Below are 16,172 nucleotides of genomic sequence, written 5' to 3'. Positions count from 1 at the left end.
CGTATATATTATGAGAATAAAATTATTTACATGTATTTCTCATGGTTTTATCAAGAAAATGCGCTTAAAATAATGCATTTCTCATCCTATTACCGGCATTTCTCATTCACCAAAAATAGTATTCTTATAGTCTGATCATCAATGCTTAATGAACTGTAGTAAAGCTACCGTTCACTTTCATTATAACTTGCTGACAGTCAAAGATTATACTACTGTAATCAATAGATTTTCAATAAGACATCTCTATCGTTGCACTCCAATGAACAGACTCGTGCACTAGAGTGCACAGGTCTATCTACTCGAGTACACCGATCTGTTCACTAGAGTGGAACAATACGGATGAAGGCAGGAAAACACAATAATGTCAGTTGTAAGAGATATCTTATCTACCGACCTAACATACAAACTACGGCTATATCGCCTTCTACATATTAGTCTCTTGAAACAAAGACAAGCATAATATGCAGCATGAGAAATGCGAAACGAAGCATGAGAAATACCTTCTTTAAAGGCATTTTACAGCTATAAACTATGAGAAATACATGTAAATATTTTAATTCTCATTCATTATACATCTGGTAATCAAATGAATATATTTCGCTATGAGAATATGAGAAACGATTTTGTTTTTTTATTCTAGTAGGCGGCAGGGAATAAAACACCAATTTATCCTTTTCCTAACCGCTGCCGAAGCCACATACCTAAAAAACGGTCGCTAATAGAATAAAGTCCATTATTCTCCATAGTAATCAAATCATTATCCAATAATCTCTTCGCCGCAGATTGTACAGAACTAGCTGAAGGCAAATTATATTTCTTAATAAATGCTCCAGACTGTATCTTATCGACTTTCCCTTCACAAGCCAAAGCCTTTAGTAATCCACGTTGCTTTTCAGGTATGCCATAATAAATTGATTCGTAGATTTCTCCATTGTCATCCAACTTCTTTTGGACAGCTTTCCGAATAATCTCACGGGTACAAACATCTATCGTCATATAATATGCCAAATAGAATACATTTTGCATGTACCAAGTATGCCCCTCAAACAACTCATAAACATACTCAATATCTTCCGCTGCAATCTGCTTACCGGCTTCATTAAAATGCCGGATAACAAATTCACTATACTTTTCCAAAGGAATAGGTTTCAGGCTCATTACGGAAGCACTATGATAAAACGGCTTGGAAACACTAAAAAACATATTTTGCAACATATGTCTCTGGCTGCCCGCGAAAATAAATGAAGCATTGGTGCAATGCTGAACATGTGTACGAAGCAAAGCCTCAGTATTAGTTTCAGGATACTTGCTTATTTGTTGAAACTCATCTATTGCAACAACACATCTTTTATTCGAACTATTGATATAAGAGAATATTTCGTCCAATGTCCGCTGGGGATCTTTGATATCTCCAATACCAAAAGAGGCTTCCAACTGTCCTAATGAATCAAAGCTGATACGAAATTCCAAAGAACGAACTATGCGACAAAACGCTTCTATAGCATTCTTTCCTTTTGGCTTCAACACCTCGCAGATTTTATTACCCAAAAGTACAACAAAATCCGACAAATTCAGTGTAGAATAGATATCAATAAAAAAGCAATAATAGTTGTCACGAAGTACCGATTGATTGAAACAGTGAAGTATCAATCCTGTCTTTCCCATACGACGGGGAGAAATTAAAACCTTATTATTCCTACCCTCCACATCCATTATAACTTCTGCACTTTCTTGCTCTCTATCACAAAAATACTCCGATGACACATAGCCCGAAGTAATAAAAGGATTCTGATTCATAAAGATTACGTTTATTCTTTGCCTCAAAGATAACTATTTCTTTATTATCATGCAAAAAGAATGATGCAAAAAGAATGATAACCTATAATCGACAGGGAGATTGCTTACACTTCTTCACACACCGGCATATCCATCCCTTTATAGCCTACCACAATCTTATGCAATTTCGTAGTACCGACAGCCCGTTTCACAGTCTCCGTTTCCGCATAGCGGTTGGCTTGTTCGATAGCCTCCTGCCGCAGCTCCTCCACACGGCTTTCGGAATCCTTGTATTTTGCATACTTCAATTCAACAATATAACTGTGCGTCATATCAGAATAGATATCCAACAAAGGGCATAGAAATATATCGGCATAGCCTGCCTGCGTGTCTTGCTCGGAGATGGGACGATAAAAGCGGTTCTGCGCTGTCATGGCAAGGGTGAAGCCGTGGACAAAAAATTCACCTTTCTGTTTGTCACGTTGGGAAGCGTAGCGTTTCAGACAGTCGGCAATGTATCCGAAATAGGCTTTCCATTCGCCATCGTAAGCAAGTCGACTGGCAAGTTCACTCTTCTCATAACTGCTGAAACTTAGATCTGCGTCATTGTATGTATTCAGCAGATAGGTATAGAGTTGTTCCTGAACCACTTGGTTAGGGATGGTCAACTTAGTCTCTCCTCTATGTAATCCGCTGATAGTAAGCATACCGAAATAGTAGAGCAGGCTCACAAAGTTGTCAGGATTGGTGATGCTGACAGCAGGGAAACCTTTCTTCAACTCTCCGGTGATATAGCCCTGACTTACTAAAGTCTGGACGACAGAAGCATCGTGCGCAAACTCCTTATCCTTGCGGATAAGCATACGCAATTTTTCGTAGTCGATACGGATATTATCTTCTACCATATCCCGTGGCGCCTTACCACTCATAATATAGTTCTTAACAAAATAGAGTACCATATTAGAGTTATACATCGTGGTATCACCGTAACATTCCTGCGCAAAACAATAGTTGTCATACCACGGTTTCATTATTCCTATCAGTTCATCTACAGTATGTCGGAAAGGACTGTTTGTCGAATAGTAAGTCAGCATTTCGCGCACTTCCTCTTCAGTGAATCCCATCATTTCGTTAAATTCGGATGTAAGCGAATAATTGGTGCCGATATTGAATCCGCTAGTCAAATCGTCCATCGTCACGGGGCTGACGCCCGTTATGAAACAACGCTTGATACTGGAATAAGTACCTGCTTTTATCTTGTTGAAGAAAGCGCGGAGATAACCTTCGCCATGTGTTTCGTTGGTATAACGATACAGGCTTTCGGGGTCGGCAAGTATGGCGTTGGTGAAGTGGTCGTACTCATCAATAAAAAGATAGATATCCTGACCGGCACGTTCACACTCATGACAAAGGAAGTCGAGCTGATTGACCGCCCCATCCTTTTCGTCCAGCCTTTCTTTAATACCTTGTGGCAGAAGGTCGGCATAAACTTCACAGAAATAGTCAAAACAGATTTGGCAATGCGCATCCAGTCCTTCACGATAGTTACTCAGTTCGCTGACAATGCCGGAGAAATTAAGATAAAGCACCAGATAACTATTACGGTCACGTGTAGGATACTTGCCTATATATAAGTCTCCGAAGAGTTCGTCAAACTTGTCTTTGGTACGTATATCATAATAGTGTTGCAGCACATTCAGCGTCAGGCTTTTGCCGAAACGTCGGGGACGGACGAAGAAAAAGAAACGGTCTGCCTGTTCTATCAGAGGTATGAAATGGGTTTTGTCAACATAATAATAGTCTTCACGGCGAATTAATGCGAAGTTCATCATACCGTAGGGAATGCGCTTTCTGTCCGGAAACAAATATTTTTCCATTACTTTATGCTTTAAAGAAATGAGTACTCGGTAAATGACATAAACAAAGATAATCTCTTTCTGCCATTCTCACAAACAAATGCACTTCCTTTTTGATTTGCTCTTTCACAAAGGGGGAAATTATTCCGGACATGGTTTGTTTTTATTTCGTAAGCACAAGCTCTCCCTTACGTCCGCTGCCCCGAAGAAACAGTTCATAAGTATTATTACCAGAATCTTTTACTTCCAGTATATCCAAATCCGTTGTTTTGGTTTGTTCCCCCCGGACAATCGTCTTAAGGATAGCGTCCGACTTCTTCCCAGTCGAAAGTCCGCCTTTCCATGTCAACAGATATTGTTTGCCTTCCACGATATTGGTAATGGCAACCTTTTCAGAAAATACGGTTACAGACCAGTTATTCGGCTGTTCCAGTTCTATGGTAATGTCCCAAATGAAATGGGGATTTATATTTATATCTGTATCCGTTCCTTCCGATAGAATTTCCTCTTTACTGCATGATGTGGTAAAAGCACATAGCAGTAGCATGGCTGTCATTGTTCTCCAAAGCATATTCAATTGTCCGGTTATCATTGTTCTACTATTTTATAAGTCTGTATATTCCTGTATTATCTGACAATTTTCAGTTTGGCAATTCCACCATTATCTGTTGTCGCTTTTAAGTCTATCTCCCCGCTATATGAGGACAAATCTATCTGTCCTTCAGATAATGAGCACTCTTTTCCATTGACATAAAACCGGGTGAACGCTTCCGCCCCGACGCCTACTACTTTAGCTATATTTCCTTCAACATGGATAGCGGCTTCTTCCAACCAGTCGTAGGCAGTATCTTCATTTCCTTTCCCTATGAAACAGCCGAGTCCGGCATTACTCAATTTACTATCCGACTTTAACCGTAGAAAATCTATATCCGGAAGACTTCCGTCCGCTTTACGCGACAAGGTAAGTTGACCGGCATCCAGACTGATAAAGTCATCATCTGTCACAGTCATTTCCACTGGAAGAAAGGAGTTACCGGCAATCTCACATTCCGCCTGATTAACATCTATGATATGTTTTCCCGATGACCTCGGCTTATGGGACAAGTTGTTCTTTATAATATGTCCATATCCCGGCACGTCAACCGCTTCCGACGCAGTTTTCCTGTTCAGCATACAAAAGTTGGAAGGATTCTGATAACCGGTATTATTATACCAGGCTATTCCACCCAAGTGATGGTTCGCATAGAAACCCTTATTCTTATTCATATACGCAAGGCAGTATTGAACCACATGCATGGGAATCACAGCCGGCGCTTTCGGATTATCACTCATTCCATAGCCACCTGATTTAAAGCCGGTTCCGTCACCCGCCTTACCACCATCTTTCGTATATCCGTTCAGAAAAGACCAGCAATTCTCGATAGTAAAAGCTGCCTGACAGTTTATCAAATCGAATCCGTCGTCACTATTATACCATGCACGGCATCCCCGAAACACATTGCCTGTATATTGGGGAGAAGTGAGATGTCCACCGAATCCGTCGACGTTTCCACCTTTACCACCGTCGGATATAGGGTCGTAATTATTATACGCATCACAATTCAGTATCAGATTATCTTTGCCTGTCACTATATAAAAACCGATAGCCATGCCGTCATGCATCGACAAATGCTCATAAATATTATTGCTTCCGCCTTCATTACGAAAACATTCGGACTGGGTATGACCTACGATAGTCACTTGCGTGCCTATGACCTCCATATTCCTGAAATGCAAATAAGAGCCGCTTACATAAAACACGATGACACGCTCATTATCGGGTTTTACTTCCGAAAGGTCAAATACAGGACGTTCATTCTTATAACCGGAATAACAGATTCGCTTATCCGCCCCTGTCCCACTTTTTGACATTTTAAATACCCGACTCCAGGTAGTGCTACCTGCCGTATAATGTTCCATTATTTCGGTTTCCGACACTTTGTATGTCCCTTGTCGGATATAAACCGTGTCTCCAGGCACTACTTTCGATTGCGCTTTGCCCAACGTGGCAAAAGGCTTGTCAATCGTTCCGCTGTTCGAATCGCTTCCATTGGTGGCTACAAAATAGTTTGTTGCCGGAAGACAAAGGTAGTATCCTATAAAAAGAAGAAAAAGAGTGATGCGTTTCATAGTTTGATGGAATTACTTGTAATTAATCTCAATCTTGCTGTCTATATTATCCGTTTGCTGCAATTTGCTCTTATCTTTCACAGTCAGACGGATGTCCTGCAACTGGAAATTCTTTCCATACGTTATTTTTCCGACAGATTCGACTTCTGCGTCAATGTTGGACAGATAGAAATTCTCGATACGATGATTCTCATTCCAACCCGACGCAGAGATGAAGCGTTTCGCTCCGTCGGCTTTTATATGCGAAAAATACACATTGCGGAAATAAGGATAACCTTTTTCTTTCGGTTCGACAGGAGTCAGCATTGTAGTCCAGTGTGCGGGGATTTCTTTTCCTTCATACTCTTTGGGTAAGGCGGAATAGCTGTATTTCGGGTTCCAGTTCAAGTCGACAGCCAGGATACGGGTTACGCTGTCAGCCTCAACACGTGTCATGTAGATATTTTCAACTGTTCCGCCACGGTTCATGGACGATTTCAAGCGTAAGGCAGTACCCGTTCCACAGGCTTTGAGGTCATATGCCAGTACGTTACGGATAGAGCCGGAAGTTTCACTTCCGCAGGTCAGCAATCCTGCGCCTTTGCGGGCGATGCAGTTACGGACAACCACATTTTCCGTCGGACGGTTCACACGCAGTCCGTCCGCATCACGACCTGCCTTGATACAGATATTGTCGTCATTGCAATCCACGTCGCAGTTTTCTATCAGAATATTGGTGGACGAATCAATGTCGATGCCGTCCGTGCTCGGGCCGTGTCCACCTACATTGTTATTAATGGTAAGTCCGCTCACCGAACAATGGTCTGAATAGAGTATTTGACAAGCCCAAAATCCGGTACGTACCAATGTAAAGTCTTTCAGAGTAATATGTTTGCTGTTGGAAACAAGGATTCCCCGTACCCGCTTGCAGTCGTAGTCCACAATCCAGCGCAAGTTTTTCTTTTCATATTCTTCGCGCATTGCCCAGTATTTATCCCAAAACACCTTTCCACGACAATCAATAAAGCCTTCGCCCGTCAAGGCGGCATTTTCCGCATCCATTATATTGATAACGGCCGAAGGCCACGTCATCTCAATACCGGCAATACGGGAAGGAAATTCCGGATAATCCTCTATATCTTCACTTGCGAGCAAGGTTGTACCTTTGCTAAGATGCAGGTTCACTCCGCTCTTGATGAACAGGGCGCCTATCTTATAGTATCCCGATGGAATAACTACCGTACCCCCGCCCTGTCGATGGCAAGCGTCAATAGCCGCTTGAATGGCACGGGTACTGAATACTGAGGTATCATTCTGTAGTCCGAATTTCCCGGCATCCCATTCTGTGTTTTCCGGAGTTGTTTGTGCTCCTACCTGATCAGCCCATGATAAATCCGGTTTGGCGGACACACTTCCCCAATCATAAACGGGAGCTGCTTTTTCCGGAGCCGTAAAACCAATCAATGCCAATAGTACAATAGATAAAAGATATTTCATAATCACTTCTTTTAGTTCACGTTGCAAAATTATCGCATATCATACAAGAGGGCATGGACGGATGTACGTAAAAGATAGAAATTTATGTAGAGCAGACAATAAACATCAACAGATGCACAATTGTATATAGTCTTTGTACATTTCTCCATTACATGGATTCAAAAAAAGAGTAATTTTGCGGGAGAATAAAAAGACCGGATAATTAAAGTCCCAACTAAAGAAATAACTATCTTTGCCTGTATATAACACATATAAATCCACTATGAAGAAGAATGCATGGCTTATATTTTCACTTTTATTTCTTTATCTGTACCCGCTGTCCGCTTCTGTTGAAATCCGTTCGAACAAGCTGACCACCGGAGACGGGCTGGCAAATAATTCTATCCGCTACATGATGCAGGATAGTAAAGGGTTTATCTGGTTGGGGACTCTCAACGGATTAAGTTATTATGACGGCAATTCTTTCGTCAATATCTATCCGGATATCAATAATCCGCTTTCACTCGCCGACTCCCGCATCCGCAGCATGGAAGAAGACCCGAACGGATTCATGTGGATTTCGACGATTTCTTCTTTTATCAGTTGCTATGATTTGCGTCACGGTTGTTTCGTGGATTTCACAGGAAAGGGGGAATACAAGGAAAACTATTCGAAATTCATTATCAGTTCCGACAACTCGATATGGTTATGGCATAATCAGAACGGTTGCCGCAGGGTTGTTTACCAGAACGGCAAGTTCTCATCACAAGCATATAAGGAGAAATCGGGAAATCTTCCGTCCGACCGTGTACAGTTCGTTTTGGAGAGCGCCAAAGGAGAAGTATGGATTGGCACAAACAAGGGACTGTTGAAGTATCACGACGGACAGACAGCCAATCTCGACCCGCAGGGGCAAAGTTGGGAACATATCATTTCCTATGGCCAATATACCTGTATCATCACCAACAAGAACGAAATCTACCGTCACACCTATTCTGCGGACAAACTGGAAAAGGTAGCGTCACTGGCGGAAACGTTTGATGATGCCAGCCACGTCACAGGCAACTTCCTCTTGCAGGACAAATGGATATTGTTCACAGCCAACGGCAGCTATATATTGGATATTCCCACCGGAAAACTAAGCCGTTATTCCGAACTGAATATCAGGAACGGAGCCGTCACCCGTGACAACAAGAAAAATGTATGGGTGCACAATTATACCGGAGATATCTGGTATGTCAACATAAGCACCGGAGAAATCAAGCCTTTCCGCTTCCTTTCTTCCAAACATATCGGCTACATCGACGTGGAACGTTACAGCATCGTGCACGACTCACGGGATATTCTTTGGATATCGACTTACGGCAACGGACTTTACGCTTATGAATTGCCGACAGGCAACTTGCAGCACTTCACCTTTGAAGTCAACCAGTCCAGCCATATCAATTCCAATTATCTCCAGTTTGTAATGGAAGACCGTTCCGGCGGCATTTGGGTAAGCTCCGAGTTTTCGGGATTGTCGCATCTGGAGATTCTGAACAAAGGCACGCAACGCCTTCACCCCAGCGGTGAAAACAGTTCCGACCGCTCCAACACCATCCGTATGCTCTTCCAAGCTCAAAACGGTAGCATCTACATGGCAAACCGCATGGGCAGCCTCTACGAATACAACCCTACCTTGACCAAGATAATCCGGCAAGAAGACTTCACACACAACGTATATAGCATGAATGAGGACTCCGAAGGCAACCTGTGGTTGGGAATGAGAGGAATAGGGCTACGTATCGGCGCAAACAAGTGGTACAGGAACGACAGCAAAGACCCTCATTCACTATCCAACGACCAGGTTTACTCTATCTATCGGGACAAAAAAGGACGTATGTGGCTGGGCACTTTCGGCGGCGGACTGAACCTAGCGGTAAAGACAGCCGATGGTTATGAATTCAAACATTTCCTACAGGATAATTACGGCGAGAAGCGTATCCGTGTCATCGAAGAAGACAAGAACGGGCGAATGTGGGTAGGAACCAATAATGGTGTCTACATCTTCCATCCCGATTCACTGATTGCTTCGCCCAAGAATTATGTGATATACAATCATGCCAACGGTACATTCCCCAGTAACGAAATCCGTTGCCTGATGAATGACGATAAAGGCAATATGTGGATTGGGACTGCCGGAGCCGGATTTGCGGTCTGCCGTCCGGAAGGCAATTATCAACATCTGACGTTCGACTGTTATGATATAAAAGACGGATTATCCAATGCCGTGGTGCAGTCTATTATCCAGGACAAGGACAACAAGATGTGGATTGCCACCGAATACGGAATTTCCCGCTTCACTCCGGCAACCAGACAAATCGAGAATCACTTCTTCTCCTCTTATACTTTAGGAAATGTATATAGCGAGAACACTGCCTGCGTCAGCAACGACGGCAATTTGTTGTTCGGGACAAACTACGGACTGGTGGTGTTGGATGCCAATAAGATAGAGAACCTCGACAAACCTGCTTCCGTCATCTTCACCGGACTTCAAATCAACGGCGCACATATGCTTCCGGGTGTAGAAGACTCGCCTTTGCAGGAAGCCATGCCTTATATCAACGGACTGAATCTGAAATATTATCAGAATTCATTCATTATCTCTTTCTCCACTTTCAACTATCTCGATGGTATATCCAAATACTCTTACAGCCTGCCGCCATACGATACGGAATGGAGTTCGCCTTCCAGCCTGAACTTTGCCGGTTACCGGAATTTGCCGCCGGGCAAATACGAACTTCACGTGAAAGCCTGCAATGCCGCCGGCATTTGGGGAGAGGAAAACATCATGGAGATTGTGATAGCCCCACCCTTCTGGAAGACCGGTTGGGCGTATCTGATTTATGCGATTCTGATTGCCATAGCAGGTTATTTCAGTTTCCGCATTATCCGGAACTTCAATGCCTTGCGCAACCGTATTGCCGTAGAGAACCAGTTGACGGAATACAAACTGGAATTCTTTACCAACATTTCCCACGAATTCCGCACTCCGCTGACACTGATTCAGGGTGCTTTAGAAAGAATCGTCAATATGGGGAATCATTCCAAGGACATGCAGCACTCCCTGAAGATTATGGACAAGAGCACGAAACGGATGCTGCGGCTTATCAACCAGTTACTGGAATTCAGGAAGATGCAGAAAAACAAGCTCGCCCTTTCACTGGAAGAGACGGATATTATCGCTTTCTGCTATGAGATATTCCTTAGTTTCAAGGACGTGAGCGAATCCAAAAACATGGACTTCCGTTTTGAGCCTTCACTAAATTCTTATAAGATGCCTGTTGATAAGGGAAATCTCGACAAGGTGATTTACAACCTGCTTTCCAATGCCTTTAAATATACTCCTTCCAATGGCAAGATTGTATTCAAGGTAGACGTGCAGGAACAAAAGAAACAACTCTGCATCCAGGTGACAGACACAGGACTGGGCATTCCGAAAGAAAAGCGTGCGGAACTGTTCAAGCGTTTTATGCAAAGCAGTTTCTCACACAGCAGTGTGGGCGTAGGCCTGCATCTGACCTACGGGCTGGTCAATATGCACAAAGGAACGATTTCTTATAATGAGAATGAGGGTGGAGGCTCTATCTTCACAGTCGAACTGCCAACCGATGCCGGCGTTTACGAAGAAAAGGATTTCCTTGTTCCCAACCAGCTATTGATTGAGGAAGAAGAACAACGCCACAAGGAACTTGTCACAGACGAAAAGACGGACGAAGAGCCGGCTACTTCTACCGCGCCGTTGAACAAGCGGAAAGTATTAATCATTGAGGACGACAACGATGTCCGCGAGTTCTTAAAAGAGGAAATCGGACAGTATTTCGAAGTAGTGGCGGAAGCGGACGGTATCAGCGGATTCGAGCGTGCACAGACTTACGATGCGGACTTGATTATCTGTGATGTATTGATGCCGGGCATGACCGGATTCGAGGTAACCAAGAAACTAAAGAACGAGTTTGCCACCAGTCACATCCCTATCATTCTGCTGACTGCCCTCAACATGGAAGAAAAGTACCTGGAAGGTATTGAATCCGGTGCAGACGCTTATATTACCAAGCCGTTCAGTATCTCTCTACTACTGGCGAGAATCTCCAAACTGATAGAGCAACGGGACAAACTACGTGAGAAATTCTCCAACGAGCCGGGAATGGTTCATGCGGCTATCTGTACGAACAACAAGGACAGTAAATTCCTCGCGAAGTTGAATGATATGCTGAACGAACATATGGTAGAAACAGAATTTTCCGTGGATGACTATGCCAATCTTATGGGATTGGGACGTACCGTGTTTTATAAGAAGGTACGCGGCGTCACGGGATATTCGCCGAACGAATACTTGCGTGTCATCCGGCTGAAGAAAGCTGCGGAATTACTGCTGACCGAAGACTTGACCATTGCCGAAATATCGTACAAGGTAGGTATCAACGACCCGTATTATTTCAGCAAGTGTTTCAAGAACCAGTTCGGGATAGCTCCTTCGGTTTATCAGAAAAACGGTGGTAAAGCTCCGGCTTCCAGTGATTCATCGGACGATACGGAGCAATCTGCCAAGGAAGAAAACAATGAAACGGATGCCTGAAAAAGATACGCGATAACTGACACACAATAGTATCACATTCCCCTTTTCATCGGGGAATGTGTACTATTATCCGAAATTGTGTACAAATACCCGTTCCGCTTTTTTCACCGGAAGATAAAAATTACATCCTTTCTGTACGGTAGTATAGGTCTATTTTCTTTCAATGCACTTTCTTTGCAGCAGAACATTTTAATTGATTATCATGAAACACAAATTATTTCTTTTTGTATTTCTATTGGCTGCACTGCCTATTATCAAAGGACAGGCATCCGAACGTAAAAAATACAATTTCAACAGTGAATGGAAACTGCGGACAGGAGACTATCCTAAAGCTAAAGATGCTAAATTTGACGACAGTCAATGGAAACAAGTAACTTTGCCCCATGCTTTTAACGAAGATGAAGCATTCAAAGTATCTATCGAGGAACTTACAGATACCATAACTTGGTATCGTAAAAAGTTCCAACTGCCCGAATTAAAAAGCAACCAGAAAGTTTTCATAGAGTTTGAAGGAGTACGTCAAGGCGGTGATTTCTATATCAATGGACACCACTTAGGAAAACATGAGAACGGAGTCATGGCAGTAGGCTTCGACCTAACTCCATACATTAAACAAGGTGAAAACTTAATTGCAGTACGCACTGATAACAGTTGGACCTATAGAGAAGCTGCTACAAAATCAAGATTTCAGTGGAACGACCGGAATTTCAATGCCAATTACGGCGGTATTCCTAAAAATGTTTTTCTCTATGTTACTGACAATGTTTACCAAACTCTTCCTTTATACAGTAACCTAAAAACAACAGGCGTATATGTCTATGCCAAAGACATTGATGTAAAAGGACGCAAAGCAACGATTCATGCTGAATCGGAAGTCAGAAATGATAGTAAAGAACCTCGCCTATTCAGCTATCAGGTAACCGTATTCGATGCTGACGGTAAACAAGTCAAAAGCTTCCAAGGTGACAAAGTGACTCTAAAAGCCGGAGAAACAGGGATAGTAAAAGCTTCTGCTCTTATAGGCAATCTTCATTTATGGAGTTGGGGATACGGTTATCTGTACACAGTAAAAACAGCACTAAAAAATGAAAACAACCAAGTTTTTGATGAGGTAAATACACGTACAGGATTCCGTAAGACACGCTTCGCTGAGGGTAAAATATGGCTGAACGACCGTATTATCCAAATGAAAGGGTATGCACAACGTACAAGCAATGAATGGCCTGCTGTAGGCATGTCTATTCCGGCCTGGCTTAGTGATTACTCAAATGCTCTAATGGTGAAAAGCAACGGAAATTTAGTTCGTTGGATGCACGTCACACCATGGAAGCAGGACATTGAATCTTGTGACCGCGTAGGTCTGATACAAGCAATGCCTGCCGGAGACTCTGAAAAAGACCGTGAAGGACGCCAATGGGAACAACGTGTCGAATTAATGCGTGATGCAATAATCTATAATCGTAATAATCCCAGTATTCTTTTTTATGAATGCGGCAATGAATCTATCAGTCGTGAACACATGATAGAAATGAAAGCTATCCGTGACAAATACGATCCTTTCGGTGGACGAGCTATCGGTTCACGTGAAATGCTGGACATTCGTGAAGCTGAATACGGGGGTGAAATGTTATATATTAATAAGAGTATGCACCACCCGATGTGGGCTACTGAATATTGTCGCGACGAAGGACTACGCAAATATTGGGATGAATACAGTTATCCTTTCCATAAAGAAGGTGACGGACCGCTCCACCGTAACCAACCGGCCACTAGCTATAACCACAACCAAGACGAATTTGCCGTCGAACTTATCCGCCGTTGGTATGACTATTGGCGTGAACGCCCCGGAACAGGTACCAGAGTCAATTCCGGTGGAGCTAAAATTATTTTCTCCGACAGTAACACCCATCATCGGGGAGCCGAAAATTACCGGCGCAGTGGTGTAACAGACCCAATGCGTATTGAAAAAGATGGTTTCTATACCCATCAAGTCATGTGGAATGGATGGGTAGATACAGATAGGTTTCAGACTTATATAATCGGACATTGGAATTATCCTGAAAATACTACAAAACCTGTATATGTTGTCTCTAATGGAGAAGATGTAGAACTTTTCTTAAATGGCAAATCTTTAGGAAAAGGAAAACGTGAATACAACTTCCTCTTCACTTTCGACAAGGTTTCTTACCAACCGGGAAAACTGGAAGCTATCAGCTACAACAAAGCTGGTAAAGAAGTCAGTCGTTATATGATAAAAACAGTAGGAGAACCCGCGAAATTAAAACTCACCACCATTCTGAATCCGGAAGGTTTCCACGCTGACGGTGCAGACATGGCATTAATACAAGTGGAAGTAGTAGACAAAAACGGGAACCGTTGTCCGCTGGATAACCGTACAGTACAATTCACACTAAAAGGCAATGCAGAATGGCGAGGAGGAATTGCCCAAGGAGAACACAATCATATCCTCGATACCAATCTACCGGTAGAGTGCGGCATCAACCGCGCCCTTATCCGCAGTACAACCACTGCAGGAAAAATTATTCTAACAGCACAAACGAAAGGGCTTCCAGCCGAAACTATTACATTGGAAACCATTCCGGTAAAAGTAAACAAAGGATTAAGCACTTATCTTCCGCAAGCAACTTTGAAAGGTAGGCTAGATAAAGGAGAAACTCCATCTACCCCATCTTATAAAGATACCAAAAAGGGAATACGAATAGTATCTGCAAAAGCAGGTTTCAACAATGGAGAAACAGAAAAAAGCTTCGATGATAATGAATTGAGTGAATGGAAAAATGATGGTAAACTAAGTACAGCATGGATAACCTATACACTCGAGAGAGAGGCTAAAATAGATGATATTTGCCTAAAATTACAAGGATGGCGTACTCGTAGTTATCCTTTGGAAGTATTTGCAGGAAACAAACTAATATGGAGTGGAAATACCGACAAAAGCTTGGGATATGTCCATCTGACTATAGACAATCCTATAAAAGCAAGTACAATCACAATCCGTCTGAAAGGCAACACAAGTGATAATGACGCTTTTGGAGAAATAACAGAAGTAAAAGCAAAAGTGGCGAACGAAATGGAATTGGAAAAGAATAAAAGCAAAAATACTCTTAGAATTGTAGAAGTTGAGTTTCTTGAATCAATCAACTGATCCAGTTTTCAACAGGCATTAGATTTCAAATAATATTGTTAGTTTTGATAGAAAGTCCTTCTTACGTTTATTTTATCGTTTAGAAGGACTTTCAACAACATAACTTATCTCAATAATATTCCCATATGAAGAATTTATTTTTTATTTTAGTCTTTGTGTTCAGTTGCAACTGTTATGCAAGCAAAAATGAACCTGCACACGTTATTATTACAGCCGGGCAATCAAATACCGATGGGCGAGTTCCCAATGACCGGCTACCGGATTACATCAAAGTTATGGCAACAGACACAGCCTTCACTACAGGTGCTTACAAATATTGCAAAATAGCCCAAAACCGAACAGACGGAAAATTTCGCCCCTATTGGCCAAAAAGTAAAAGAAGAGCCAAACCGAATACATGGGGATATGACGCTGTTACATATTATTGGCTGGAACAAATGTGGCAGGAACCTTTCTACGTCATCAAATGGGCTATCGGCGGAACTTCCATCGAGCCTTCCACAACTTCGGACAAATCGGTTCACTGGTCGGCAAATCCAGAATGGCTGGCAAATAACATATCCACCAACCAAAAAGGACGTTCATTACTTCTATCTTTTATTAATAACATAGATGGTTGTATTGACAATACATTATCAAAGCTAAAGAACGGTTATCAAATTGATGCATTCTTGTGGCATCAAGGAGAAAGCGACCATGCCCATGGAGACAAATATTACGAAAACCTGAAAACAGTAGTCCTGTATATACGCAATCATTTAAGTGAAAAAACAGGAAAGGATTATTCCGAACTTCCATTCATCTTCGGCACAGTAGCCAAGAAAAACAAGCAATACGGCAGCGAAGTGGAAGCCGCTATGAGACGCTTTGCCAAAGAAGATAAAAATGTCTGGCTAATAGATATGTCAAATGCAGAGCTGATGGGTGACCGTTTACATTTCAACCAAGATTCTGCAGAATATTTGGGTAAACAGATGTATGAACGTATAAAAGCACTTCGCTGAAATGGTTATATTTGTACTATCATAAAGGATAGTGTACAAATACCAAGTATATTTTTCAGTAATTAGTATGAAATTACATCTTTTCCGTACGAATATTTAGACGTAAATTCTTCTAATGCACTTCCTTT

At 42.3% G+C, this 16,172-nt stretch carries 8 protein-coding genes; 3 read left to right on the top strand and 5 right to left on the bottom strand.

Annotated elements, in window-relative coordinates; genetic code table 11:
- Nucleotides 1–666 precede the first annotated feature (666 nt).
- The 5 genes from BQ7997_RS19450 to BQ7997_RS19430 form a co-directional block, all read right to left on the bottom strand.
- Complete coding sequence (locus tag BQ7997_RS19450; protein ID WP_083589305.1) at nt 667–1,797, bottom strand: AAA family ATPase; 1,131 nt, start codon at nt 1,795–1,797, stop codon at nt 667–669.
- Between the two features lie 104 nt (nt 1,798–1,901).
- Nucleotides 1,902–3,653: an AAA family ATPase gene (locus BQ7997_RS19445; protein WP_073347716.1), complete on the bottom strand. Its 1,752-nt coding sequence runs from the start codon at nt 3,651–3,653 to the stop codon at nt 1,902–1,904.
- A 142-nt stretch (nt 3,654–3,795) separates the two neighbouring features.
- Complete coding sequence (locus BQ7997_RS19440) at nt 3,796–4,224, bottom strand: hypothetical protein (protein WP_073347715.1); 429 nt, start codon at nt 4,222–4,224, stop codon at nt 3,796–3,798.
- A 35-nt stretch (nt 4,225–4,259) separates the two neighbouring features.
- A complete protein-coding gene (locus BQ7997_RS19435) occupies nt 4,260–5,801 on the bottom strand; it encodes a right-handed parallel beta-helix repeat-containing protein (protein WP_073347714.1) in 1,542 nt (513 codons plus the stop codon).
- 12 nt (nt 5,802–5,813) lie between these two features.
- A complete protein-coding gene (locus BQ7997_RS19430) occupies nt 5,814–7,277 on the bottom strand; it encodes a glycoside hydrolase family 28 protein (protein WP_073347713.1) in 1,464 nt (487 codons plus the stop codon).
- A 262-nt stretch (nt 7,278–7,539) separates the two neighbouring features.
- On the opposite strand from BQ7997_RS19430, the gene BQ7997_RS19425 reads away from it, so the two are divergent.
- The 3 genes from BQ7997_RS19425 to BQ7997_RS19415 all read left to right on the top strand — a co-directional run bounded on the left by BQ7997_RS19425 (nt 7,540) and on the right by BQ7997_RS19415 (nt 16,044).
- Nucleotides 7,540–11,874, top strand: coding sequence for a hybrid sensor histidine kinase/response regulator transcription factor (locus BQ7997_RS19425; protein WP_073348465.1), 4,335 nt, complete (start codon nt 7,540–7,542; stop codon nt 11,872–11,874).
- A 202-nt stretch (nt 11,875–12,076) separates the two neighbouring features.
- Nucleotides 12,077–15,040, top strand: coding sequence for a glycoside hydrolase family 2 protein (locus BQ7997_RS19420; protein ID WP_073347712.1), 2,964 nt, complete (start codon nt 12,077–12,079; stop codon nt 15,038–15,040).
- A 125-nt stretch (nt 15,041–15,165) separates the two neighbouring features.
- On the top strand, nt 15,166–16,044 hold the full coding sequence (locus BQ7997_RS19415; protein ID WP_044657054.1) for a sialate O-acetylesterase: 879 nt from the start codon (nt 15,166–15,168) through the stop codon (nt 16,042–16,044).
- The last annotated feature ends 128 nt before the right edge of the window (nt 16,045–16,172 follow it).

The sequence above is a fragment of the Bacteroides congonensis genome, assembly GCF_900130125.1.
GTDB classification, from domain to species: domain Bacteria; phylum Bacteroidota; class Bacteroidia; order Bacteroidales; family Bacteroidaceae; genus Bacteroides; species Bacteroides congonensis.
Note: the sequence above shows the minus strand (reverse complement) of the source record. Positions and strands in the feature narration are given on the sequence as shown.